The sequence below is a fragment of the Arthrobacter sp. TMT4-20 genome, from assembly GCF_054510775.1.
Genome location: NZ_JBTNDW010000001.1, coordinates 232,878 through 256,056, shown reverse-complemented (window position 1 = coordinate 256,056; position 23,179 = coordinate 232,878). Strand labels below are relative to the sequence as shown.

Annotated in this window: 26 protein-coding genes, 1 other RNA gene and 2 riboswitches; of the genes, 18 read left to right on the top strand and 9 right to left on the bottom strand. The window is 63.1% G+C overall.

The annotated features are described in order from the left end of the window. Nucleotides 1–30 precede the first annotated feature (30 nt). The 5 genes from ACX80Z_RS01200 to ACX80Z_RS01180 all read left to right on the top strand — a co-directional run bounded on the left by ACX80Z_RS01200 (nt 31) and on the right by ACX80Z_RS01180 (nt 3,204). On the top strand, nt 31–222 hold the full coding sequence (locus ACX80Z_RS01200; protein ID WP_237715293.1) for a hypothetical protein: 192 nt from the start codon (nt 31–33) through the stop codon (nt 220–222). Continuing rightward, on the top strand, nt 197–643 hold the full coding sequence (locus ACX80Z_RS01195) for a TadE family protein (RefSeq protein WP_459314657.1): 447 nt from the start codon (nt 197–199) through the stop codon (nt 641–643). Before ACX80Z_RS01200 ends, ACX80Z_RS01195 begins: the two co-directional genes overlap by 26 nt. Continuing rightward, nucleotides 609–1,052, top strand: a complete 444-nt coding sequence (locus tag ACX80Z_RS01190) for a TadE/TadG family type IV pilus assembly protein (RefSeq protein ID WP_459314656.1) — start codon at nt 609–611, stop codon at nt 1,050–1,052. Before ACX80Z_RS01195 ends, ACX80Z_RS01190 begins: the two co-directional genes overlap by 35 nt. Continuing rightward, complete coding sequence (locus tag ACX80Z_RS01185; RefSeq protein ID WP_459314655.1) at nt 1,049–1,525, top strand: pilus assembly protein TadG-related protein; 477 nt, start codon at nt 1,049–1,051, stop codon at nt 1,523–1,525. Before ACX80Z_RS01190 ends, ACX80Z_RS01185 begins: the two co-directional genes overlap by 4 nt. A gap of 89 nt (nt 1,526–1,614) precedes the next feature. Beyond that, nucleotides 1,615–3,204, top strand: a complete 1,590-nt coding sequence (locus ACX80Z_RS01180) for an FG-GAP repeat domain-containing protein (protein WP_459314654.1) — start codon at nt 1,615–1,617, stop codon at nt 3,202–3,204. Here the strand turns inward: ACX80Z_RS01180 and ACX80Z_RS01175 are convergent. Beyond that, the gene (locus ACX80Z_RS01175) at nt 3,139–4,278 is read right to left on the bottom strand and encodes an NAD(P)-binding domain-containing protein (RefSeq protein WP_459304524.1); all 1,140 of its coding nucleotides are present in this window, start codon (nt 4,276–4,278) and stop codon (nt 3,139–3,141) included. The genes ACX80Z_RS01180 and ACX80Z_RS01175 overlap by 66 nt on opposite strands. A 220-nt stretch (nt 4,279–4,498) precedes the next feature. Between ACX80Z_RS01175 and ACX80Z_RS01170 the strand changes: the two genes are divergently transcribed. From ACX80Z_RS01170 to ACX80Z_RS01120, 11 genes are all read left to right on the top strand, one after another. Then, nucleotides 4,499–5,629, top strand: coding sequence for a carboxylate-amine ligase (locus ACX80Z_RS01170; RefSeq protein WP_459314652.1), 1,131 nt, complete (start codon nt 4,499–4,501; stop codon nt 5,627–5,629). Between the two features lie 57 nt (nt 5,630–5,686). Beyond that, nucleotides 5,687–6,805 carry a peptide chain release factor 2 gene (gene prfB, locus ACX80Z_RS01165; RefSeq protein ID WP_019483080.1) on the top strand — a complete coding sequence of 373 codons (1,119 nt, stop codon included), beginning with the start codon at nt 5,687–5,689 and terminating at the stop codon, nt 6,803–6,805. A 159-nt stretch (nt 6,806–6,964) separates the two neighbouring features. After that, nucleotides 6,965–7,669, top strand: coding sequence for a cell division ATP-binding protein FtsE (ftsE, locus tag ACX80Z_RS01160; protein ID WP_019483081.1), 705 nt, complete (start codon nt 6,965–6,967; stop codon nt 7,667–7,669). Continuing rightward, complete coding sequence (gene ftsX, locus ACX80Z_RS01155) at nt 7,666–8,580, top strand: permease-like cell division protein FtsX (RefSeq protein ID WP_024476767.1); 915 nt, start codon at nt 7,666–7,668, stop codon at nt 8,578–8,580. The genes ftsE and ftsX overlap by 4 nt, the downstream gene beginning before the upstream one ends. A gap of 28 nt (nt 8,581–8,608) precedes the next feature. Further along, the gene (locus ACX80Z_RS01150) at nt 8,609–10,120 is read left to right on the top strand and encodes a peptidoglycan DD-metalloendopeptidase family protein (protein ID WP_459314650.1); all 1,512 of its coding nucleotides are present in this window, start codon (nt 8,609–8,611) and stop codon (nt 10,118–10,120) included. A gap of 87 nt (nt 10,121–10,207) precedes the next feature. Continuing rightward, a complete protein-coding gene (gene smpB, locus ACX80Z_RS01145; protein ID WP_024476764.1) occupies nt 10,208–10,681 on the top strand; it encodes an SsrA-binding protein SmpB in 474 nt (157 codons plus the stop codon). Nucleotides 10,682–10,684: 3 nt separating this feature from the next. Further along, nucleotides 10,685–11,056, top strand: a complete 372-nt coding sequence (locus tag ACX80Z_RS01140) for a hypothetical protein (protein WP_019483085.1) — start codon at nt 10,685–10,687, stop codon at nt 11,054–11,056. A gap of 100 nt (nt 11,057–11,156) precedes the next feature. Further along, nucleotides 11,157–11,527: a transfer-messenger RNA gene (gene ssrA / locus ACX80Z_RS01135) on the top strand. A 104-nt stretch (nt 11,528–11,631) separates the two neighbouring features. Continuing rightward, complete coding sequence (locus ACX80Z_RS01130; protein WP_019483086.1) at nt 11,632–11,856, top strand: hypothetical protein; 225 nt, start codon at nt 11,632–11,634, stop codon at nt 11,854–11,856. Nucleotides 11,857–11,860: 4 nt separating this feature from the next. Next, a complete protein-coding gene (locus tag ACX80Z_RS01125; RefSeq protein ID WP_459314649.1) occupies nt 11,861–13,588 on the top strand; it encodes an alpha-glucosidase in 1,728 nt (575 codons plus the stop codon). Between the two features lie 22 nt (nt 13,589–13,610). After that, nucleotides 13,611–14,102 carry a YdeI/OmpD-associated family protein gene (locus tag ACX80Z_RS01120; protein ID WP_019483088.1) on the top strand — a complete coding sequence of 164 codons (492 nt, stop codon included), beginning with the start codon at nt 13,611–13,613 and terminating at the stop codon, nt 14,100–14,102. Here the strand turns inward: ACX80Z_RS01120 and ACX80Z_RS01115 are convergent. Next, on the bottom strand, nt 14,099–15,199 hold the full coding sequence (locus ACX80Z_RS01115) for a carboxylate-amine ligase (protein ID WP_459314648.1): 1,101 nt from the start codon (nt 15,197–15,199) through the stop codon (nt 14,099–14,101). The genes ACX80Z_RS01120 and ACX80Z_RS01115 overlap by 4 nt on opposite strands. Nucleotides 15,200–15,332: 133 nt before the next feature. Continuing rightward, nucleotides 15,333–15,404: riboswitch (Fluoride riboswitch) on the top strand. 23 nt (nt 15,405–15,427) lie between these two features. On the opposite strand from ACX80Z_RS01115, the gene ACX80Z_RS01110 reads away from it, so the two are divergent. Together ACX80Z_RS01110 and crcB are read left to right on the top strand one after the other, a co-directional pair. Beyond that, entirely contained in the window at nt 15,428–15,919 is a 492-nt protein-coding gene (locus ACX80Z_RS01110) for a fluoride efflux transporter FluC (protein WP_459314647.1), read from the top strand. Then, complete coding sequence (crcB, locus tag ACX80Z_RS01105) at nt 15,916–16,302, top strand: fluoride efflux transporter CrcB (protein WP_459314646.1); 387 nt, start codon at nt 15,916–15,918, stop codon at nt 16,300–16,302. The genes ACX80Z_RS01110 and crcB overlap by 4 nt, the downstream gene beginning before the upstream one ends. Here crcB and ACX80Z_RS01100 read toward each other — a convergent pair. The 7 genes from ACX80Z_RS01100 to hisN all read right to left on the bottom strand — a co-directional run bounded on the left by ACX80Z_RS01100 (nt 16,299) and on the right by hisN (nt 22,959). After that, nucleotides 16,299–17,039, bottom strand: coding sequence for a metal-dependent transcriptional regulator (locus ACX80Z_RS01100; protein ID WP_459314645.1), 741 nt, complete (start codon nt 17,037–17,039; stop codon nt 16,299–16,301). The two genes, crcB and ACX80Z_RS01100, sit on opposite strands and share 4 nt — an antisense overlap. A 1-nt stretch (nt 17,040) precedes the next feature. After that, on the bottom strand, nt 17,041–17,970 hold the full coding sequence (locus ACX80Z_RS01095) for a metal ABC transporter permease (RefSeq protein WP_459314644.1): 930 nt from the start codon (nt 17,968–17,970) through the stop codon (nt 17,041–17,043). Between the two features lie 8 nt (nt 17,971–17,978). Further along, complete coding sequence (locus tag ACX80Z_RS01090) at nt 17,979–18,788, bottom strand: metal ABC transporter ATP-binding protein (protein WP_019483094.1); 810 nt, start codon at nt 18,786–18,788, stop codon at nt 17,979–17,981. Next, complete coding sequence (locus ACX80Z_RS01085; protein WP_459314642.1) at nt 18,785–19,693, bottom strand: metal ABC transporter substrate-binding protein; 909 nt, start codon at nt 19,691–19,693, stop codon at nt 18,785–18,787. The genes ACX80Z_RS01090 and ACX80Z_RS01085 overlap by 4 nt, the downstream gene beginning before the upstream one ends. Before the next feature lie 49 nt (nt 19,694–19,742). Continuing rightward, a complete protein-coding gene (locus ACX80Z_RS01080; protein WP_116778494.1) occupies nt 19,743–20,501 on the bottom strand; it encodes a class I SAM-dependent methyltransferase in 759 nt (252 codons plus the stop codon). Nucleotides 20,502–20,581: 80 nt separating this feature from the next. Continuing rightward, nucleotides 20,582–21,946: an aminotransferase class V-fold PLP-dependent enzyme gene (locus tag ACX80Z_RS01075; RefSeq protein WP_459314640.1), complete on the bottom strand. Its 1,365-nt coding sequence runs from the start codon at nt 21,944–21,946 to the stop codon at nt 20,582–20,584. Nucleotides 21,947–21,982: 36 nt separating this feature from the next. Further along, nucleotides 21,983–22,096: riboswitch (SAM riboswitch) on the bottom strand. Nucleotides 22,097–22,149: 53 nt separating this feature from the next. Continuing rightward, on the bottom strand, nt 22,150–22,959 hold the full coding sequence (gene hisN, locus ACX80Z_RS01070; protein WP_019483098.1) for a histidinol-phosphatase: 810 nt from the start codon (nt 22,957–22,959) through the stop codon (nt 22,150–22,152). Nucleotides 22,960–23,179: the final 220 nt, after the last annotated feature.

Genomic DNA, 23,179 nt, shown 5'->3' with positions numbered 1-23,179 from the left:
TACCGGATCCTGCAAGCTCTTCACCTGTACCTGGCGCTCGCGCTCACCCGGCTGGTGAGAACGGTGAACAACGCAGCGGATGACCCGCCCGAGCGAGGAGATGTTCCCGGCTGGGTGATGATCACCCTAATGTCCGCGGTACTGGTAGCAGCGCTGCTCGCTCTGGCCGGCCCCGCATTGGAGAACCTCTTCAACGATGCGATCAGTCGCGTCAGCCCCTGATCGGCCAGCGGTGAGGAGAGAACCGGACGGCAATACCAGCCACGAGCGTGGGGCAGCGGTGGTGGACTTCGCACTGATCGGGGGACTCCTGACCGTCATTTTCGTTGCGGTCATCCAGCTCACCCTGGTGCTTCACGTCCGGAACACCCTGATTGATGCGGCGTCGTCAGGGGCACGCTACGGAACGCTGGCTGATCGGACCGCAGCCGACGCGCAACAGCGAACTGGAGTCATCATCTCCACTGCACTCAGCGATGGATACGCCGAGGAAATCTCCGTCGACGAAATCAACCAGAACGGATTGTCGCTGCTGGCGGTGACCGTCCGGGCGCCACTGCCAGTGATCGGCCTGATCGGTCCCGCGGGAGTGTTGGAGGTGACTGGTCATGCGGTGCTTCCACGCGAGCCCACCGACAGCTGAACAGGAGAGGGGGAGCGCCGTCGTCGAATTTGTCTTCCTCGGACTCGTTTTGCTGGTGCCGGTGATCTACTTTGTCCTGACCATTGGTCGGTTACAGGCGGGTTCCTTCGCCGTGGTCGGGGCCGCTGATCAGGCAGCCAAAATTTACGTCACCGAGGAATCGCTGCCTGAGGCAACCTTTCAGGCGCATCAGGCAGCGATCCTCGTCCTGAACGATTTCGGTTTCGACGCGTCGGAAGCGGAGATCGAGGTGAACTGCAACGGTGAATGCCTCACCCCCGGTTCAGGGGTGACGGTCGGTGTCCGGCTCGGCATCAACTTGCCGTTCATGCCGCCCGGACACAGCGTCGACGATTCGGTAGTGGTCGTCGACTCGTCGGCGACACAACTGGTGGAACGGTTCAGATGACCCGCCCTAAGTTCCCTTCGGTCCGGGAAGTTCATGCTTCCGGACCCGAGGAGGGGCAGGTCATAGTCATGGTGATCGGATACCTGCTTTTATCCCTGTTAATTCTGACCGTGGTGCTCGCCGCATCGGCTGTTTACCTCGACCGGCAAAAGCTATTGTCAGTTGCCGACGGCGCGGCCCTGACCGCCGCCGACACCTTCAGACTGGCCGAGCCACTTCCGGGTGCGGAGGCCCCCCTGCCAGCACTGGATGCCACGCTGGTCCGGACAACGGTGCAGGAGTACCTTCACCTGACCGGTGCCAGCGCACGCTTCGACGGGCTGACGATGGACCCGGGGACCGGAGCACCTGACAACAGGACGGCCCAGGTGGTGTTGACTGCGGTTGTCCATCCACCCGTCGTGAACTTTCTCGTACCGGAGGGGATCCCCATCGCCGTGACCGCCGAGGCCCGCTCAGAGTTGACCCGCTGAGACTTCGGAACGATCAAATTGGCGGGAATTTGACCCATCCCAAACCCCTGATCGGCGGTAAAATGATCTAGTTGGATGAGGTGGTTCACATGATGGCTCGCTCGCTCAGACGGATGGCATTGGCGATTGGAACGTCGCTGGCGCTTCTCTTCGGCTTCGTGACAGTTGCACCCCCTGCGCAGGCCGCCCCCCTTTACGGTCACGATATCTCCTGGCCCCAATGCCCACCAGCGGCCGGCGGTTTCGGCCTGCCTATGCCGCCGACGTCAACCCAGTTCGTGGTTATCGGACTCACCAAGGGTCTGCCCTTCACCGAAAACCCATGCCTGGCAAGTCAGGTCACCTGGACCAAAACCAATAACAAGTCGACCCACGGCTACGCAATGGCAGGGTTTCCCACTGCTGCCCAGTTGAATACCTATGGTGCACGAGGGCCGTGGGCGAGCAGTACCCGTGCGGGTCGGCTATCGAACGTGGGGTACTCGGAAGCGCGGTTCGCCGTCGCCAGCATGAACCGGATAGGGTTCCGGCCACCGGTGGTGTGGATCGACGTCGAACCCCGGCCAGCCCAGCCGTGGCCCACCAGCACCACGGCGCAGCAACGCGACAACCGGCTCATCATCGAGGGACTGATGCGCGGGCTCCGCGATGCGGGCTTCTCCTACGGCCTCTACTCCTATGCCTCGGGGTGGGCGGAGATCACCGGATCCTGGCGACTTCCCGGGGTGCCGGTGTGGGCGACGGCCGGGAGGCTGGACTATCCCACCGAGGCCCTGGACCGCTGCCGGCAGCCGAGTTTCTCCGGCGGGCGCGTCTATCTCTCCCAGTGGTACGACGACACCCGGGACTACAACCTGACCTGCGAGCCCTACGCCTTCACACCCCTGGCCATTCCAGCATCGACGCTGTCCCGTTCCACCGCCGACTTCAACGGTGACTGGAACAACGACATCCTGGCTCGCGTCACAGCGACCGGTGATCTCCGGATGTACCGCGGAAAGGGAGATGGCACTGCGTGGAGTGGTGTCCGGATCGGGTCGGGCTGGAACGGATTTGACGTTCTCGAGACACCGGGTGACTTCAATGGCGACGGTCCCGCTGATGTGCTGGCCCGCGAGGCGGCTACCGGATATCTGTGGCTGTACCGGGGCAACGGCAAAGGAGGGTGGCTGCCGAGGGTCCGGGTTGGTAGTGGCTGGAACATTTTCAACAGCATCCTTGGGCCAGGGGATTTCAACGGAGACCAGTTTGTGGATGTTCTCGCCCGGGAACGGACCACCGGGTACCTCTGGCTGTATCGGGGAAATGGGTCCGGGGGGTGGCTGCCGCGGGTCCGGGTTGGTAGTGGCTGGAATGCCTTCAACGCCATTGTGGGTCCCGGTGATTTCAATGGCGATGGCCGGGTTGATCTGCTGGCCCGCGACAAAGCGAACGGCTATTTGTGGCTGTATCCGGGCAACGGCACAGGGGGATGGCTGCCTCGCTCGAGGGTGGGGCACGGCTGGAACTCGATGACAGCGGTGATGAGCCCCGGCGACTTTAACGGGGATCGCACCGCCGATGTCCTTGCTCGTGACAGCCGGGGGATTCTGTGGCTGTATCCGGGCAACGGCTCAGGGGGCTGGCTGCCCCGAATGCAGGTGGGCACTGGGTGGAACGGACTGAACCTGATCTTCTGATGCCACGCCAGCCCTCAGGCTCCCCACCTCCCGCAGTCGCTTCACAGCGGCGACTGCGGCCGCCCTGCCCGCGCGGGTAGCGCCAAGTGTTGAGGCCGAGGCACCGTACCCCACCAACAGCACGCGTGGATCCTTGAGCACATGCACCCCTTTCATCCGGATTCCGCCCCCGGCCTCCCGTAATTTCAGCGGAGCGAGGTGGTCCAGTGCCGGACGGAACCCGGTGGCCCACAGGATGACATCCGCGCGGACTTCTGTCCCGTCTGCCAACAGGACGCCCTCTGGGGTGACAGCCCGCATCGGACCCACCGAGACGAGGATCCCTGCAGCTATCCCGTCTTGATATTGGCGGGTCAGTGGCAGACCAGTGGTCGACACCACGCTCGCAGGAGGGAGTCCGGCCGCCGTTCGTTCGTTGACCCGGGCTTCGACTTCCCTGCCCCATTCGGCATTGAACTCCCGCCCGGTGAAGGACGGCGGACGGCGAGTGACCCAGGACGTTGTGGCGCCGGCGTCGGCAAGTTGGAGCAGGAACTGGACCGCTGACGTCCCCGCCCCCACCACCACCACGTGCAGGCCACGGAAGTGCCGCGCAGATTGGAAATCGTGGGTATGAAGCTGGCTCCCCAGGAACAGCTCCCGGCCGGGGTAAAACGGCCAATAGGGCCGGTCCCAGGTCCCGGTGCCATTGATGATTAGCTCGGCATCCCAGCTGCCTGACTGGGTTACTACTCGCAATGGACCGGCTGGGGAGGGGGACACCACCTCGGTGACCGCCTCGGGGCGGTGTACCGGGAGGTCGAATTGCCTTTCATAATCGCCGTAGTAGCGACTGACCACCGACGACGCGGGCTCGGTCGGGTCGGGGATGCCAACCTCAAGGCCCGGCAGGTCGTGAATATTGTGGGCAGTGCCGAAGGTGAGTGACGGCCAGCGGTGACGCCAGGCGCCACCGGGGCCGTCATTGGCGTCCAGGACCACGAAGTCCTCATCGGGTTCAAGCCCTTGCCGCCGCAGATAGTATGCCGCGGACAGGCCAGCTTGCCCGGCTCCGATCACGACCGTCCTCAGCATTCTGCCCTCTCACTCGTGCGCGTAGTCTTCCACCGCTAAAACTGACCTCAGGCCTCGCTTATTCCACCCCCATCCACACCAAATGGCTCAAGGGGCGTCAGGTGCCGTGACCGCGATTGACCCTTGACACCATTTTCAGATTTGAGGAACCTTCTGACTAAGCTCTCATCTTCGAATCCGATGATGATCGGCAGAGCTGACGCCCAGAAGGGGGCAGGCAGTGCAGCCAGCAGACAACAACCCCACCGGTCCTGCGGTAAGAACCTTCGGTGTGGAAGAGGAACTGCTGCTCCTGGATGAACACACCGGCCGGCCGGCGCCGCTCGCGCCGCAGGTGTTGTCCGGCGTCGTACCCGCCGCCGACGACGTCAGCGAACTGACGCTGGAACTGCAGCAGCAACAACTGGAGGTCATCAGCAAGCCTTATTCCGCTCTGGGGGACCTGGCGGCAGCAATTCAGGGGGGCCGACGCCAGGCCGACCGCGCGGCCCAACAGGCCGGCGCGCGGGTCGCGGCGCTGGCCACCAGCATCCACCCGACGGCACTCCGGCTGGCACCAGACAACCGGTACGCCCGGATGAGGGACCTCTATGGGCTTGCGCTCGCCGAACACCTGACCTGCGGATTTCATATCCACGTCTCGATTGAATCCCCCGACGAGGGGGTTGCCGTTCTGGACCGGATCCGGCTGTGGCTGCCCGTCCTGCTGGCACTCAGCACCAACTCTCCGTATTGGAACGGAGCGGACAGCGGCTACGCCAGCTACCGGTACCCCCTGAATTTGCGCTGGCCCACCTCGGGGACCTATGAAGCGTTTGGATCCGTGTCCTCGTACGAGAAGATGATCCGCGCCCGGCTGAATGACGGGGTCATCCTCGACGAAGGAATGGTCTACCTGGATGCGAGGCTCGCCCAGCGGCACCCAACGGTCGAGATCAGGGTCTGCGATGTCTGCCTTTTCAGTGCCGACGCCGTTCTGATTGCCGCCCTAGCGAGGGCCCTCGTGGAGGAAAGTGCCAGAGCCTGGCGGGCCGGTGAACCAGCACCCGGCGCCACGTCCGCCGATCTCCGGGCGGCGAGTTGGACGGCGAGCAGGTACGGGTTGGGTGGACCTCTGGTGAACCCAGTCCTGGGCGGGCTGTGCGAGGCGGCCGACGCCGTGCACCTCCTCATTGAGCGGGTGCTTCCGGTACTGCGCGACTACGACGACGAAGCGACCGTGCTTCGGCTCCTGCACCAGATCGAGCGCCGGGGCACGGGCGCCGACTATCAGCGTGCCATGATGCGCGAAGGTGCCGATGCCCTCATCACCGATGCAGTGGAGCGGACCCAGCAGGGCCCGCTTGACTAGCAGCGGCGCCATCAGCCAGCGGCCGCCGTCAGCGCCATGACGTAGGCTGGTTCAATCATGGCAAACATCGATTTTCCCGCAGAAATCCGCGCGCTCCGCACCAAATACGCCAACATCGAGCAGGTTGCTGATGTTGAAGCGATCCGCACCGACATCGCGGAGCTGAGCGAACAGGCCGGTGAACCCAACCTGTGGGATGATCCTGCCGCCGCACAGAAGATCACGTCGAAACTTTCCCACCGCCAGTCGGCGCTTGAACGCCTCGAGACCCTCTACTCGCGGATCGAAGACCTCGAAGTGCTGGTGGAGCTGGCCCAGGACGAGGATGATGAGGCGTCCAGAGAAGAATCAGTGAAGGAACTTTCGTCCCTGAGCGCCTCCCTGGACCGGCTCGAAGTAGTGACCCTGCTGGCAGGCGAGTACGACGAGCGGGAGGCGGTAGTGAGCATCCGTTCCGGCGCGGGCGGAGTGGACGCCGCCGACTTCGCGGAAATGCTGCTCCGCATGTACCTGCGGTGGGCCGAACGCCACGGGTACCCCACCCAGGTCCTTGACACTTCCTATGCCGAAGAGGCCGGACTGAAGTCCGCCACGTTCGAGGTAAAGGCGCCGTACGCCTTCGGCACCCTGTCGGTGGAAGCCGGCACGCACCGCCTGGTCCGGATCAGCCCCTTTGACAACCAGGGTCGCCGCCAGACCTCTTTCGCGGCCGTCGAGGTGATTCCGCTGATCGAGCAAACCGACTCGGTGGAGATTCCCGACAACGAGATCAAAGTCGATGTTTTCCGGTCATCCGGGCCCGGCGGCCAATCGGTGAACACCACCGACTCGGCGGTGCGGCTGACCCATATCCCCACCGGGATTGTCGTGTCCATGCAGAACGAAAAATCCCAGCTCCAGAACCGGGCGGCTGCGCTCAGGGTCCTCCAATCCCGACTCCTGCTTCAGATGCAGGAACAGGAGAACGCCGAGAAGAAGGCAATGGCCGGCGATGTGAAGGCATCCTGGGGCGACCAGATGCGCTCCTATGTGCTCAACCCGTACCAGATGGTCAAGGATCTACGCACCGACCACGAGGTCGGTAACACCTCGGCAGTGTTCGACGGCGAGATCGACGACTTTATCGACGCTGGCATCAGGTGGCGGGCCAACAACAGGGCTGCACCGGCCGAATAGGCGGATTTGGGCGGCCTGCCGGCCCACCAAACGCTCTGCGACACACCGCGACGGTGAGCCAGCAAGGCGCAGCGGCGTGGCTATAGTCTAGTGGCCGGTACTTTCTTCCCCCCAGCAAATGCCCGTGCACTGGCAGTTTCATATGGGCGCAAAGTAGTCATGATTAGATTCGACACTGTCACCAAGGTCTACGACAACAACTCTCGACCCGCCCTCGACGCCGTAAGCCTCGAAGTCGATCGTGGAGAATTTGTCTTCCTGGTCGGGGCCTCGGGCTCCGGTAAATCAACGTTCATCCGGCTGGTCCTCAAAGAGGACCGGGTGTCCCGGGGCGCCGTCTACGTCGCAGGGCAAAACGTTGCCAACATCCCAAGCTGGCGCGTGCCCAAGCTGCGCCGCGGTATCGGTGTGGTGTTCCAGGACTTCCGGCTGCTACCCAACAAGACCGTCTTCGCAAATGTCGCCTTTGCCATGCAGGTAATTGGCAAGAGCCGTGCAGTGATCCGGGAGACAGTGCCCGACGTACTGCAGACAGTGGGCCTGGAGGGTAAAAACAACAGGATGCCCCATGAACTCTCAGGTGGCGAGCAGCAGCGCGTGGCCATTGCCCGCGCCATCGTGAACCGGCCCGGAATCCTGCTGGCCGACGAGCCCACCGGCAACCTGGACCCCACCACGTCGATGGGAATTATGAAAGTACTGGACCGCATCAACTCGAACGGCACCACAGTGGTGATGGCAACCCACGATGACGACATCGTGAACACCATGCGCAAAAGAGTGGTCGAGCTTCGCAACGGTTCAGTGGTGCGGGACGACGCGCAGGGCATCTACATTGGCGAGACCGAGGTGTCGGCGCAATGAGGTTCGCGTTTGTCCTCGGTGAGTTAGGGTCTGGTCTCCGCCGGAACCTTGCCATGGTGATCTCCATCGTTCTGGTCACCTTCATTTCCCTCACCTTCGTTGGGGCTGCGGGACTCCTTCAGCTACAGATCAACCAGATGAAGGGGTATTGGTACGACCGCGTTCAGGTGGCCGTATTCCTCTGCGTGGATAACTCCACCTCACCGAGCTGCGCGGCGGGCCCCGTGTCCGACGAGCAACGGGATGACATCCAGGCCATCCTCGAATCCGATTCCTTCAGTGAATATGTTTCGACGGTCGAATACGAGTCACAGGAAGAAGCCCTGGGCCATTTCCAGGACCAGTTCGCGAATTCTCCAATTGTCGATTCGGTGACAGCCGACCAGCTCCCCGAATCATTCAGGGTCAATCTGGTTGACCCGGAAAAGTACGAGGTCATCAACGAAGCCTTCTCTTCGACCCCAGGTGTTGACGTCGTGAGCGACCAGCGGGAGTTACTGGAACGCCTCTTCACCTATATGAATGTTGCGTCGGCGATCGCCCTGACCATAGCGGGGGTGATGTTGCTCTGCGCCGTGTTGCTGGTGGCAACCACAATCAGGCTTTCTGCGTTTAGCCGCCGGCGGGAAACCGGAATCATGCGGTTGGTCGGCGCCAGCAAAGCGGTCATCCAACTCCCGTTCGTCCTGGAGGGAGTCATCGCGGCGGTGGTCGGCGGCCTGTTGGCAACCGGCACGCTGTGGGCGGTAGCCCACTTCGCCCTCAACGGCGTACTCGCCGAGATGTACCCGGAAACGGCCTTCATCTCCTCGACTGAGGTACTGCTCCTTGCACCCCTGCTCATCTTGCTGGGTGGAGTGCTGGCCGGGGTGTCATCACTCCTGACCCTCCGACGTTACTTGAGGGTTTAGAGTAATGACCAGGAACGAAAGAGAGCATATGCCTGCTGTAAATCCTTGGTCGACCAAGTCGGCCAAACAATCAGTCGTGACCAAGACCGTCGCTGGCACGTCGATTGCGGTGATTGTCGCGCTCGCCCTCGGGTTCAGCGCGCCGGTATTCGCCGATGAATTGGATAACCGCCAGAACGCCCTCGAGCAGGAAATCGAGGACGTCCAGCAATCAATCGAATACCTCGACGCCGATATTTCCGAAACGATTGCGCAGCTCCGTGTCTTCCAGGGCCAGCTGCCCGGCGCCCAGCAGGCCCTCGCCGACGCACAGGGCCGGGTCGAAACCGCCACCGGCCAGGTCACTGCACTCACTCAACGGGTCGATTTGGCCCAGGAGACCAGAAACAAGATCAGCGAACAGATGGATCTCGACCAGGAAGCGATGGGAGAGACCCGGGAGATGATCGGGCAGATTGCCACCCAGGCCTACAAAAATGGGGGAGTACCCTCAAACCTGTCCCTGCTCTTCGGCTCTGAGGGCACTGAAAGTCTCACCAATTCCATCGACATGGTGGACCAGGCACTACGGAGCCAGAACGCTGCCATGGACCAGTTGTCGCAGCAGAACGCGACCAATGTGAATTCGGAGGCACGTCTTGAGGCGGTCGAGGCGGAAATCCTCGACCTGAAAGCCCAGGCGGAACAGGCTCTCGCGGCCGAGCAGATAGCCCGTGATGATGCAGCGGCCGAGAAGAGCAAGGTGGACACCCTGGTCGCCGACACCTCGGCGTTGTCCGATGAGCTTAAAGAACAGAAGCCGGTCATTGAGGCTCAGCTCGCCGAGGTGGAATCCGCCCACGAGCAGGTCACCGCCGATATCGCCGCACGCCAGGCACGTCTGATTGAAGAGGCGCGGAAGCGGGAGGAAGCGCGGCTCAAGGCTGAGGCTGAAGAGCGGGCCCGCATCGAGAATGAACGCCGCGCAGCGGAGGCAGCAGCTGCTGCCGAAGCAGCCAACGCCGCTGCGGCTGCAGCGGCCGCAGCCGCGCAACGACCGGCGCCCAAGCCAGTCGCGCCTGAACCAATCGTCCCGGCCACGGTCAGGCCAATCGCGCCGATTCAATCCGGCAATCCTTCAGCGTTCGGTCTCCGGGCGCCTGTCAGCGGTCCCATCTCCTCAGGATTCGGCTGGCGTGCAACTCCGGTCGGCACCATCGACTTCAACGGGTCGGGCGGGTACACCCATACGGGCCTCGACTACGGTGTGGGCTGCGGTACCCCGCTCTACGCTCCCGCAGCAGGCGAAGTCTGGTTCGCTGATTCCAACGCGCTCTCCGGCGCCGGAAACCGTATCGTCCTGAACCATGGTGTGGTCCAGGGCAACGCGCTGGCGACCAACTACTACCACCTCTCCAGCTTCGACGTCTCACCGGGGCAAAAGGTCAGCGCCGGTCAGCTGATCGGCCGCACCGGAACCACCGGCAACTCTTCCGGCTGTCACCTGCATTTTGAAACGGTGCTCAACGGCAGCCTGGTCGACCCGCTGGGCCTGCTGTAGTCACCGACGCCGTAGACTGAGGGGACAGCAAATCGGCCCCTAGGCGTGAGCCAGGAGCAAGACCCCCAGACATGAAGGAGTTGTACCGTGCCCAAGGAAAGTGGCCGACAGGTAGTGGCCACCAATCGGAAGGCCCGGCACGATTACGAGGTGCTGGATACCTACGAGGCCGGCATCGCCCTGATGGGCACCGAGGTGAAGTCGCTCCGGGCCGGGCGGGCGTCCCTGGTGGACGGGTTCGCCATTTTTTACAATGACGAACTATGGCTCGAGGGCATCCACATTCCCGAGTACACGCAGGGCAGTTGGACCAATCACGCAGCCCGCCGCCGTCGCAAGCTATTGCTGCACCGGGACGAGCTGACCCGGATCTCCCAGCGCATCAGGGAAAGCGGATTCACCCTGGTGCCGCTTCAGTTGTACTTCCTGAATGGACGCGCGAAGGTCGAAATTGCTGTCGCACGCGGTAAACGGGATTACGACAAGCGTCAGACCCTGCGGGAAAAACAAGACAACCGTGAAGCTCTGCGGGACATGCGCGACAAGAACCGGGGCAGCTAAGGTATGAGCGACGTTTTCTGGGATGCGCAGGAACCCAGGGAGGATCCCGACGTATCAGAACTGCGCTACCGTCGACCCTGGTGGGTCACGCTGGTCGCCCTGATCGATCTGCTGCTTTTGCTGGCAATCGTTCCGGTGGGTATTTTCGCATTGATCCCGTTCTTCTTCCTGATCTACCTGTATCTGGCCCAACTGATCATCTGGGTGGCGCCGTTGCTGGTACTCATGAACATCCTGGTGTTCTGGTGGAGTTTCAAGCGCAAGCAGGCAGCGACAACCGCCCTCGCCGCGCTGGGCCTCGCCTTCGTGGCCGTGTCGTTTGTGGTAGTCACCCTGTGGCAGTCGCCCATTGTCATGTTCGGGATTACCCTTTAGTCCGGACGTGGGGCCGACCCGGGAATACATCGCCGGGGAGGGTGCGTTATACTGGTAGATCCGAAGCAATTCGGGGAGAAGTACATTGATAACTACACACGGGGATGACAGGTTTCGACGATGTTAGTCGCGACAGGGGAAGCGGGCCGAGGATTTACAAGGCTATCTCGTTAACGCTCCTTGTTAAAATATAAGTGCCGAACAAAAACGCACTGACTTCGCTCTCGCTGCCTAAGCAGTAAGACCAAGTCCGTCAGCCCGGGAATGCTCTCGTCCCGGATCCTGGCGTCATTTAGAGGGCCACTGCTCCTGAAACTTGTTACAGGTTTCCGGGGGACTCTTATGTAACTGAGCTTGGCAGCAGTCTGTTTGCAGAACTGCTGAAGCTGAGAAAAACCGACGCAAACTGCGCCCGGAGAAGCCCTGACTACACTGCATCGGACGCGGGTTCAATTCCCGCCATCTCCACGAAACAGCCCGACGGCTAAACGTCCCTACCCTTTGGGGGAGGGACGTTTTGTCGTTAACACCGGCAGCCGCGCTGGGTCACCGCCAGCCGGACGTAGACTGACGGTATGAACTGGACGGACGATCCACCACCCTGGCTTCCTCCCCTGCCGCCGCCCAATCGAGGTCGCTTCCTGGTCAACACCGGGCTGATTCTGGTGATCGGATCCTTCATTTTCATTTTCTACATGAGCTTTGTCGGCGGAACCCACACCCTGTACACCCTGATCCCATTGGCAGTCGGATTGATCTGCCTCATTGTTGGAATGGTCCGCCGGAACGAAGGGCGCTAACCCTATGAGCGAAGCGAAGACAGAGCCGACACCGAGTGAGCCGGCCTGGTGGACCGGCGCGGTGGTGTACCAGATCTATCCGCGCAGCTTTGCCGACTCCGACGGCGACGGCGTCGGCGACCTGCCCGGCATCATCGGTAAACTCGACTATCTGGCTGAGCTGGGCGTGGATGTTCTCTGGCTCTCTCCGGTGTACCAGTCCCCGCACCACGACAACGGTTACGACATCAGCGACTACCGGCTCATCGATCCGGTATTCGGGGATCTTGAACAATTCGGGGAGCTCCTTGATGGAGTGCACCGCCGCGGTATGAAGCTCGTGATGGACCTGGTGGTCAATCACACCTCTCACGAACACGAGTGGTTCAGGGAGTCGTCCTCCTCACTCGATAACCCCAAACGGGACTGGTACTGGTGGCGGGACCCCCGCGACGGCTTCGCCGCTGGGGAGCAAGGGGCCGAACCGTCGAACTGGGGATCGGCGTTCAGCGGGCCCGCCTGGACCCTCCATCCAGAAACCGGGCAGTATTACCTGCACCTGTTCGCACCCCAGCAACCAGACCTGAACTGGGAAAACCCCGAAGTCCGGGCCGCCGTCTACGAAATGATGAACTGGTGGCTCGACCTCGGTGTCGATGGCTTCCGGATGGACGTCATCAACTACATTTCGAAGGATCAGACCCTGCCGGACGGGAGAGTGCCGGCTGGCGGCCTGTGGGGCGACGGTGCTCCGCACTTCATCTCCGGTCCGCGGATCCACGACTACCTCCAGGAAATGCACCGTGAGGTTTTCGCCGGAAGGACCGCTGAGCTGATCACCGTGGGAGAGATGCCGGGCGCAACAATTGAGGAGGCCCGGCTATTCACTGATCCTGCCCGCCGCGAGCTGGACATGATTTTCCAGTTCGAGCATGTGGGTCTGGATTACGGGCCGGGCGGCAAATGGGATTACCGGGGGCTGAACCTCGGTGACCTGAAGGCCTCCTGGAACCGCTGGCAGACGGGATTGGCGGAGGCCGGGTGGAACAGCCTGTACCTGAACAATCATGACCAGCCGCGGCTGGTGTCACGGTTCGGGGATGACACCAGGTTCAGGTACGAGTCCGCGACCCTGTGGGCGACACTGCTCCACCTGCACAGGGGAACCCCTTACATCTATCAGGGTGAGGAACTTGGCATGACCAATGTGCCGTTCTCCTCAATCGATGATTTCCGCGACCTGGAATCCATCAACTACTTCAACGAGGCGACGGCTGTGCTCGGCTTGGACCCGGAACAAGTGCTGTCCTCGATCCGTGTCATGAGCCGCGACAACGCCAGGACACCCGTGCAGTGGTCGGACGCCACGCATGCAGGCTTCACCACGGGCGAGCCCTGGCTCAGCGTCAACCCGAACTACCCCACCATCAACGCCGAAGCGGACCGGGCTTCGGATCGCTCCATTTTTCGGTATTATCAGCGGCTGATCCGGCTGCGCCATGACAGCGTTGTGGTGAGGCTCGGGCGGTTTAACCTCCTCGAAGGCAACCACCCCACCCTGTACGCGTTCACCCGGACCCACGAGGGTGAAACTCTCACCGTGGTCGCGAACGTATCGGGGGAGAACCTGATCCTGCCGCAGGGCGCTGGCCAGGGAAAACGGCTACTGAGCAACTACCCGGACGGAGGCGCCGGTGACACTGGACGGTTGCGGCCGTGGGAGGCTCGGGTACTCCAGACCGCTCGGCCCTAGACGAGTTCGCTAAGCTTCTGGAATGGCCCACTTTCGAGATCCTGGCCCCATCGAGTTCGATGCCGTCATCCAGCGCTCAACCGTGGCTGGGTCGGCATCGTTTGTTCAGTTCCCCCACAGCGTGCCCGAAACGTTCGGTGCGAGCGGGAGGATCCCGGTCAGGGCCGCGTTCGACGGCATCGGTTACCGCGGTTCGCTGGTCACCTACAGTGACGGCCATCTGCTCCTGGTCCGATCGGATGTGCAAACGGAAATCGGCAAAACCACGGGCGATACGGTGAGGGTGTCGCTGACACTCGACACCAGCGAACGGGTCGTTGAACTTGCCGATGATGTGTCGGCAGCCCTCACGGCTGGCGGCGCAGAGGATGCATTTCGAGCCCTCTCCTATTCACGTCAGCGCGAGTATGCGCTGTGGATCGCGTCAGCGAAACGTCAGGCCACCCGTGAGGCGCGGATCAACAGGACACTGCAACGGTTGGCCGAGGGCAGGGCAAACCAGAAACCGGGTTAGCGTTCGGCGGTCAATGCCGAGCTGTAGAGTTCCAACAGGGACGCCATGCCGCCGGTTTCCATCGCCTTGCGTTGGCGCTCGGCCCCCGTACCGCGTGCCCAGACCGTGTCCAGTCCCGCGGCAACCCACTCGGTATCGCCCTCCGTCTCGATAGCATCCGCCGTGTAGGCCAGCAGCCGGCCCATCTGTTCGCGTGCAGGAATCAAGGTTCCGGTTCCCAGATCGACCAGGTCTGCGGCGAGCCCGTGCCTGGCCGCCTGCCACATGGCGGCGTCGAGCAGCTCCGGGTCGGGATCCAGGAAAGGTAGTCCGGCTTCGGCGTCGCGGACCGCCGTCGACACGAGACCCCTGACCAGGGCAGCCAGCAGCACCGAGTCCTGGGCCTCCAGCTGGGCGTCGCCGGTCCGGACCTCCAGGGTGGGATACGCATCCGACAGGCGGGCCATCCAGGTCAGCACCCCGCGGTCGATGATCACCCCGGTCGCCACCAGTCGTTCGATGCGACGTTCATAGTCGGCCGCGTCGGCGAAGACTGGTGGGCATCCCTGAATCGGCCACCTACGGTAATGGATCACCCGCCAACTGGCGAAGCCGCTGTCCCGGTCCAGCCAATACGGCGAATTGGTGCTGAGGGCTGTGATGACCGGCAGCCATGGCCGGATCCGGTTGAGCGCCTGCACACCGCTCTCCTTGTCAGGGATTCCCACGTGCACATGAAGACCGTTGACAAACTGATCCGCCACAATGCCTCGGGCGCTTTCACGCAGCTGGTGGTAGCGCTGGTTATCGGTCAGGGTGGGGTACGCCGATTCAATGCGTGGAGCGGTGGCCGAGCCGGTGGCCCGCACGCCAGCCTTCCGGGCGGCGGCCGAGATCCGGCGGCGGAAGTGCAGTAACGACTCTTCGGCCTCGGTCAGGGTATGACAGACAGGGGTGGCCGTCTCGATCTGGCAACTGAGGAGTTCACGCTGAACGTCCTCTGCCTCTATCGTGGGCGACTGTTCCAAAAGGGCTTGCACCTCGTTGGCCCGGTACACCGGCAACCCCGAGGCCGGGTCCAGCAGGAGGTACTCTTCTTCGATCCCCAGCGTTGTCATGTGGAACCTTCGGCTAGATGGGTGCGGGCAGGTGGGGTGGAACAACTTGTGCTGATAGTGATCATTGCATCCTCGAATTGCTGACGGCTAATGCTGAACCGCTCACCGGGTCCAACTGGCAATCCGATATAGTCGAGGCTACGGCGATGGATCCCGCCGGGGTGCTGCCCGAACCGCCACCATGGCTGATGGTTCCTGCCTTTGACACTCGATAGAGGCAGGTGCGCTGTGTCCAAACCAGATCAGGGTGAGCCGTCCGCGGTCGTCATGGACCGGCCGCCCCACCGGCGCCTGACATTCATTGCCCTGGTGTTCGCCGGAGGTGTGGCCGGCACACTGTGCCGAGTCTGGCTGAATGGGGTGGTTCCATCCCCGCAGGACCTGCCGCTACCCACCCTGGCAATCAATCTGGGCGGGTCATTCCTGCTGGGCCTGTTACTGGAGGGCCTGCTACGTACCGGTCCGGACCGTGGCGGGTACCTGATGGTGCGGCTTCTGTTGGGAACAGGGTTCCTTGGGGGATTCACCACCTACAGTGCGTTTGCCCTGGAAGCCATCGTCTTGGCCGCAGACGGCGCCAGCGGGTTCGCCGCCGCGTACGTCGCAGTCAGTCTCCTGGGGGGAGTCCTGCTGAGTTTCGCCGGGATTGGCGTGGGTGCAGCGGTTGCCAGAGGTAGACAGGGCCGGCCTGACACCAGGTCGGAGATGGACCTCCCGTGAGTGTACTTTTGATCCTGCTGGTTGGTGTTGCAGGCGGCACCGGTGCCGTCGCGCGGTTCATGCTCGACGGCACCATCCGGGCCCGGTTCGCGACGGCGATCCCCTGGAGCACCATCGCCATCAATATCCTGGGCTCGGGGTTGCTGGGGCTGCTGGGCGGGCTGGCCCTCGGCGAGCAGGTCCCCCTGGCAGCAGAGCTCATCGTGGGCGTCGGATTTCTCGGTGGTTTCACCACGTTCAGCACAGCGAGTGTCGAAACGGCCAGGCTGATCCAGAGCGGCCAGTTGAGGAGTGCCGTCGTCAACGGGCTGGGGACAGCCACGTTGGCGCTCCTTGCCGCTGCGGCTGGCGTCGCCATCGGTGCGCTCCTGGTCGGGGGCTAGCGGACCGCCGCTTCGGGCAGGCGGCATCCGGAATGAACCTGATCAGTCTCAATCCACAGCGAAGTCGTCAGCTCTTCGCCGAAATCGAAAGTCCTTGCGGTGCCCGTATCGCCGACGCTGACCACCAAGGGGCCTCCGAACGGTTTCCGCTGGAGGACCTGCACGGGGGAGTCAAGGGCAATGGATTCAGCGGCGAGGAACCGGAGCAGCTCCGGATTTGCGTCGCTGATCCGGGTGATACGGCCGCGGTGCCCGTCGTCGAGCTCCTCCAGCGCATGGGCGTTCGGCAGGGTGATCTTCCCGTCGGCGGTGGGGATCGGATCCCCGTGCGGGTCTCTCCCGGGATGCCCAAGCTTCCGGTCGAGGCGTTCGATGAACGTGTCGGAGACAGTGTGCTCCAACAGTTCCGCCTCGTCATGAACCTCGTCCCACCGATAGCCCAGTTCGTTCACCAGGAAGGTCTCCAGAAGACGGTGACGGCGTACCATCGTCAACGCCAGATGCAGTCCATCTGCGGTCAGCTCGACTGAGCTGTAGGGCTCATGGCTCACCAGGCCCAGATCCATCAGCTTGCGGACCATTTCCGATGCCGAGGAATTGGCTACCGACAGTCGGGCCGCAAGCTGCGAGGCGGTTATTGGCCGATCCTGCCATTCAGTGAAGGTATAGATGACCTTCACATAGTCCTGAACGCTCGTTGACCCGGCGCTAAGCGCCGAAGCTGTCCGTTGTGCCATCTCAGGTCTCACTTCCCGTAGGGACGCCAGTGGTGTTGATTCTCCGAGTCCGGGTGTGGTTTTTCTGTGAGGAGTAGCGGCGCAACCGACGTCGGCTTGCCGCCTGCCAGAGGACCCCGGTTCGCCGGGCAAAGAGATACACCAGGACGAAGACCAGCGACTGGGACAGCACCACGGCAGCACCGGTCGAGATGTCCAGGTAATAGCTGGCGTAGATGCCGGCGACCGACGCGGCCGCGGTGAGGCTCGAGGCGATAATCAGCATCCGGTCGAAGCTGCGGGTCAGCAGGAAGGCTGTGGCTCCGGGGGTGATGAGCATGGCCACCACCAGGATGATTCCCACCGCCTGCAGGCCGACGACGACGCTCAGCGCCAGGAGACCCAGCAGCAGGGTGGAGAGCGCCCGGGTATTCAGCCCGATCACGTGCGCATGCGTGCGGTCAAAGGCAAAGAGTGTGAGGTCGCGGCGTTTGTACAGGACGATGGCGAGGGTCAGCACGCCAAGGATGACCACCTGCCACAATTCCCCGTTGGTTACACCCAGCACGTTCCCAAACAGAATATGCATCAGGTCAACCTGGGAGGGAGTACGGGACACAATTGCGAGCCCCAGGGCGAAAAGTCCGGTGAAAACCACCCCAATGACGGTGTCCGACTTGAGCTTGGTGGTCGACTTCACGAGACCGATCAGCGCAACCGCCCCCGCCCCGAACACGAAGGCGCCGATGGAGAAGGGGATGCCGATGATGTAGGCCAGGGCGACGCCTGGCAGCACCGCGTGGGAAACGGCGTCGCCCATCAGCGACCAGCCCATCAGGATGAGCCAGCAGGACAGCACCGACGCGACGACCGCCGCGCAGACAGTGACGATCAGGGCGCGGGTCAGGAAGCCGTATTGCAGCGGCTCGGTGAGGAAATTGAGGACTTCCATGGCGTGGTCTAACTTTCTTCGGGTGCGGGTCGGGGACGAGAGGCGCCACCTGCCGTGGGCAGCGGCCCGAACGCGAGAGCCAACAACTCATGGGTCAGCACCTCGGAGGGCGGCCCATGCGCGAGGACCCGGTTGTGCAGCAGTACCGCTTCGTCGCAGAGCTCGGGGATCCCGGCGAGGTCGTGGGTGGAGATGAGAGCGGTCCGTCCCTCGTCCCTGAGTTCCTGGAGCAGACTGACCAGCGTGGCTTCGCTGGTCCTGTCCACCCCCGCGAACGGTTCATCCAGGAGCAGTAGCTGCGCGTCCTGGGCGATGCTGCGGGCAACAAAGGCGCGCTTCTTCTGCCCGCCGGACAATTCGCCGATCTGCCGGTTGCGTTGCTGGGTCAGGCCGACCCGCTCCAGTGCGGCGTCGACCGCGTCGCGGTCCGCACGGCTGGCGCGGCGGGACGGCGGCATTCGGCCGTAGCGGCCCATCAGGACGACGTCGCCCACCGAGAGGGGGAAGGTCCAGTCGACGTCCTCGGATTGGGGGACATAGGCCACGAGGTTGCTACGCCGGGCGGTGCGCTGGTCCTTGCCGAAAATCGCAACGGCGCCGGACTGCGGCTGGACCAGCCCCATCAGGCATTTGAACAGGGTCGACTTGCCTGACCCGTTGACGCCGATCAGCCCGCAGATGCGCGCTTTCGCCAGATTGAGGTCGACGTCGCTCAGTGCCCGCACCTCGTTGTAGCTGACGGTGAGGCCGGAGACAGAGATGGCAGCAACCGCCTCGGTTCCCAGCGTGACGGCCTGCGGTGGAACGGACGAGGTCATGGGGCCAGCCCTTCAGTAATTACTTTGATGTCGTACCTGAGGAGGTCGAGGAAGGTGGGAACCGGGCCTTGCGGACCGGACAGCGAATCGACGTACAGCGGCCCGGCCAGTTCCGCACCCGTGGCCAACGCAACCTGCTCCTGCGCCGACGGATTGACAGTCGATTCGCAGAAGACGGTCGGGACCTCGTTGGTTTGGACAAAACCGATCACCTCTCTGATCTGCCGCGGTGTGCCCTCAGCATCAGAGTTGACCGGCCAGATGAATGACTCGTCGAGTCCCGCGTCCCGCGCCAGATAGGAGAAGGCCCCCTCACAGGTGACCAGGGCAGGGGTTGAGGTGTCGGCGAAGGCAGCGCGTAGCTCGTCAAGCATGGACTGCAGCTCGGCCTTGATACGGGATCCGTTGGCTTCAAAATCGTTGGCATGCGGTGGGCTCAGGTCCGTCAGGGCCACCACGATGTTGTCAACGTAGATCTGCGCAGCGGCGGGGGACATCCAGGCATGGGGGTTAGGCAGTCCGTTGTAGGCGCCAGAGCGAATGTCGACCGGCTCGACGCCGTCGGAGAGGACCACGCGCGGGGCATCCACCGAAAGCAGGAAGCGTTCAAACCAGCGCTCAAGGCCCAGACCGTTGTCGAGAATCAGATCGGCGTCCTGAGCGTTGACCAGGTCCGACGGCGTCGGGTCGTAGCCGTGGATTTCAGCGCCGATTTTGGTGATGGATTCAACCCTGACGTGCCCGCCGCCCACCTGATCTGCCAGATCCGCGAGCACAGTGAAGGTGGTCAGCACCAGCGGGCGGTCGTCGTCGTCGGCTGGCCTCGCCTGCACGGCCGGGCTGGCACCGCAGCCGGTGAGTGCCAGTACGAGAAGAAGCACCAGCGGAACAAAAAGTTTCGGCATACCTAAATCTAACTCATTGGCATGCCTTAGCAACAGTGTTCCGGTCTTCTTACAGGCGGTCTGCCCGCCAGGAATGGGTGAAGTACGGCAACTCCACCTGAGCATCGGCGGCGAATCCCAGATGTTCGTGGAGGTACCAGTCGAGGTTGGCCTCGACCCTGGCCCGAATCTCTGGACCCGCCCGACGGTAGTAACTTCTGGATTTGGCGAGGTCGACGATATCTGAGGTGCCCAGCGGCTGCGCCCACCGCGCCGATCGCTGTTCAAGCGCCCCGAACTCTCGTCCAATCGCCGGCCGATGATCCGGTTTGTAGACATCTCCGGCATGCATGATCCGGCTAAGCCGGTGCACCCACGGCAGAGAAACATCCAACTGATTCCAGATCAGTCCCAAGCGGCCGCCCGGTGTGAGGATCCGTGCAGCCTCCGTGGTGGCTGCCACCGGATCAACCCAGTGCCAGGCTTGCGCCATGGTTACCAGATTGACCGAGGAAGCTGGCAGGCCGGTGGCCTCGGCGGTCCCGACGACAGCGACCACAGCGGGGAGCTTGGTGCTAAGGACCCCCAGCATGTCCGCCGAGGGGTCGACGGCGGTCACCTTCAGCCCACACCTCACGAGTTCTGCGGTGAAGATTCCGGTGCCCGCGCCGACGTCGGCTGCGGCGGACGCGCCGGTGGGAATCAGCCAGTCAACAATGTCGGTGGGATACCCGGGCCGGACCCGGTCGTACTGCGCACCGCCGTCCAGGTAGCCGCCAGCGAGGTGGACTCGCCGGGTGTCGTGCAGACGTGGGCCGCCGCGGGGCATCTGTGCGCTCCTGTTGTCGATGGGTGGGATCCAAGCCTATCCCGCACCGGTCAATCGCCTCCTGGCACCAGTTGCTGAGGCTAGTCCCTCGAGCACGGCGCAGCGCCCGCCGTCCCCGGCGTGTGGGGAGCCCACACCGGAAAGGTTCGTGTCTCGGCGGCCGGTACCCAGCGTTCCTCGTCCACTACATAATCTGCGGTGAGACCATCGGCCAGGAGGGACCGGAGGCCGCTCAACAGCCGCTCGACGTCCGCGGGCTGGGATCCCAGACCCACGCTGGCCCGCAACGAACCCGACGGCAGCCCGAGCCGTTTGAGTAGGGGATGAGCGCAGAACTTGCCATCGCGGAGGCCCACCCCGTGTTCGGCAGACAAATACGCGGCGACAAGTCCGGCGTCGTAACCGGACACCGAAAAGTTCACCACCCCGATGGGGTCGGCACTGTCCGGGAAAAGCTGGTGCACTGTAACCCCCGGTAGCGTTTCGAGTCCGGAAGTCAACGCAGACCGGAGGGCATGTTCATGGGTCAGCCAGGCATCCTCGTCCAGCGACGCGAGCACCTCGGCAGCATGCGCGAGGGCAGCGGCGCCCACCACGTTGGGCGAGCCACCCTCATGGCGGGCCGGTCCGGTGGCCCAGGAGACTGAATCGGCTTTGACCCTCCGCACGGCTCCACCGCCGGGCAGGTACGGGGTGCCGGCGTCCAGCCAGTCCGGGCGGCCCACGAGCACGCCAGCACCGAACGGCGCGTATAGCTTGTGACCCGAGAATGCCACATAGTCGATACCATCGCGGCTGATGTCGATCCGACGATGGGGTGCGAGCTGGGCGGCATCCACCACGATTCGCGCCCCGTGGGCGTGCGCCAATTCAGCCAACTCGCTGATCGGTAGAAGCTCGCCGGTGACATTGGATGCCCCGGTGACCGCCAGCAGACTGACCCCACCCGTGGATAGCTCGGCGCGGACCCGCTCAAGGGTGTCGGCGAGCGTCACGCCGGCCGTGAGGCTGCGGTGGGGGAGCTGCTGCCAGGGCAACAGGTTGGCATGATGTTCGACATCCAGGTACAACACCTCCCCCGTGGAGGGCACGCAGCCGGCCAGCAGGTTCAGCGAGTCGGTGGTGTTGCGGGTAAAGATCACTAAGTCGTCGCTGCGTCCACCCACAAAACGCCGGACTGTTGTCCTGGCATTTTCGTACAGCGAGGTGGAAACCTGGGAGGTGTAGCCGGCGCCGCGGTGGACGCTGGCGTAGAAGGGGATAACCGTATTGACGAAGTCGAGGACCTCGACCAGCGCCGGAGCGGACGCGGCGTAGTCGAGATTGACGTAGCGTACCTCGCTACCCCCAAGCAGCGGCACCAACAGGTCATCTCCCACCACCTTCGCCAACTGATTCACGGTTGAGGTGGAATGGTGGAACGGCTCGATGGTTGCAATAGTCATGCTGGATCTCCAACGGTGGTGGACCCCGCAGCAGGGTGTCCGCGCTTGCCAGCCCAGTCAGGGACGGCCTGGTCGTCACCCGGGGCACCCCGCCGCGAAGAGGAGGGTTGCCGGCCAGCAAACCGGGGTTTAGCGCTGACACTCGTGACCAATAGAAAAAGCCTAGGGCACGGCAGGCGCCCCAGGCTTTTTATTACGGCTTCTTAAAGCAAGTCATCAACATCAGGGTTGAGGATCTGCAGCACGTCATTGTGGAGGGTGCTGTTGGTGGCCAAAGCATTCCCGCCAAACGGTCCGTCGGTGCCTTCCAGCGAGGTGAAGCGCCCGCCGGCCTCGGTGATGATCGGCACCAGGGCCGCCATGTCATACAGGTTCAACTCGGGTTCGCAGGCGATGTCGACTGCGCCCTCCGCAACCAGACAGTAGGACCAGAAGTCGCCGTAGGCCCTGCTGCGCCACACCGAGTCGGTCAGGGTCAGGAATTCCGGCAGGTTCCCGCGTTCCTTCCAGCCCGAGAGGCTGGAATAAGACATCGAGGCATCCTCGAGCCGGGACACGTTGGATACCTTGAGCCGGCTTGCCGCCGCGAGGGACTTGCCCATGTAGGCGCCGGTCCCGGTGGCGGCCCACCAGCGTTTGCCCAGAGCCGGAGCGCTGACCAACCCGACCACCGGTTGCCCCTCGTCAATCAGCGCAATCAGGGTGGCCCAGACCGGGACGCCCCGCACAAAACTTTTGGTGCCGTCGATGGGATCGATGATCCAGCGACGCGAGCCGGCACCACTGCTTCCGAACTCTTCGCCGAGCACCGCGTCGCGGGGGCGGGCGCGGGAGAGCTGGCCACGAATCGACTCTTCGGCAGCCTTATCGGCATCGGTTACCGGGGTCAGGTCTGGCTTGGTCTCCACCACCAGGTCCTGGGCCTTGAATCGCGACATGGTCTGGTCGTCTACAGAATCGGCCATGACGTGGGCAAGGCGCAGATCATCGTTATAGCTTTGGCGGTGGTTCATACCTTCAACCTATCGCCTAACCCCGCGATAGTGCGGGATGTGCCCGGCCCCGTGGCACCAGCCCTGCACCAACGGGCCACCACCAGGTCCAGGATTTCCGGAGTTTGCCCGCCTGCCCACTGTATGGCCAGGTTCGGTGGAGAGTTCCGTAGCTGCCCATCCATTGCCCGGATACGGTGGGCAGGAGGCACCTTAAACGCCACAGGACACCGGCAGCGGT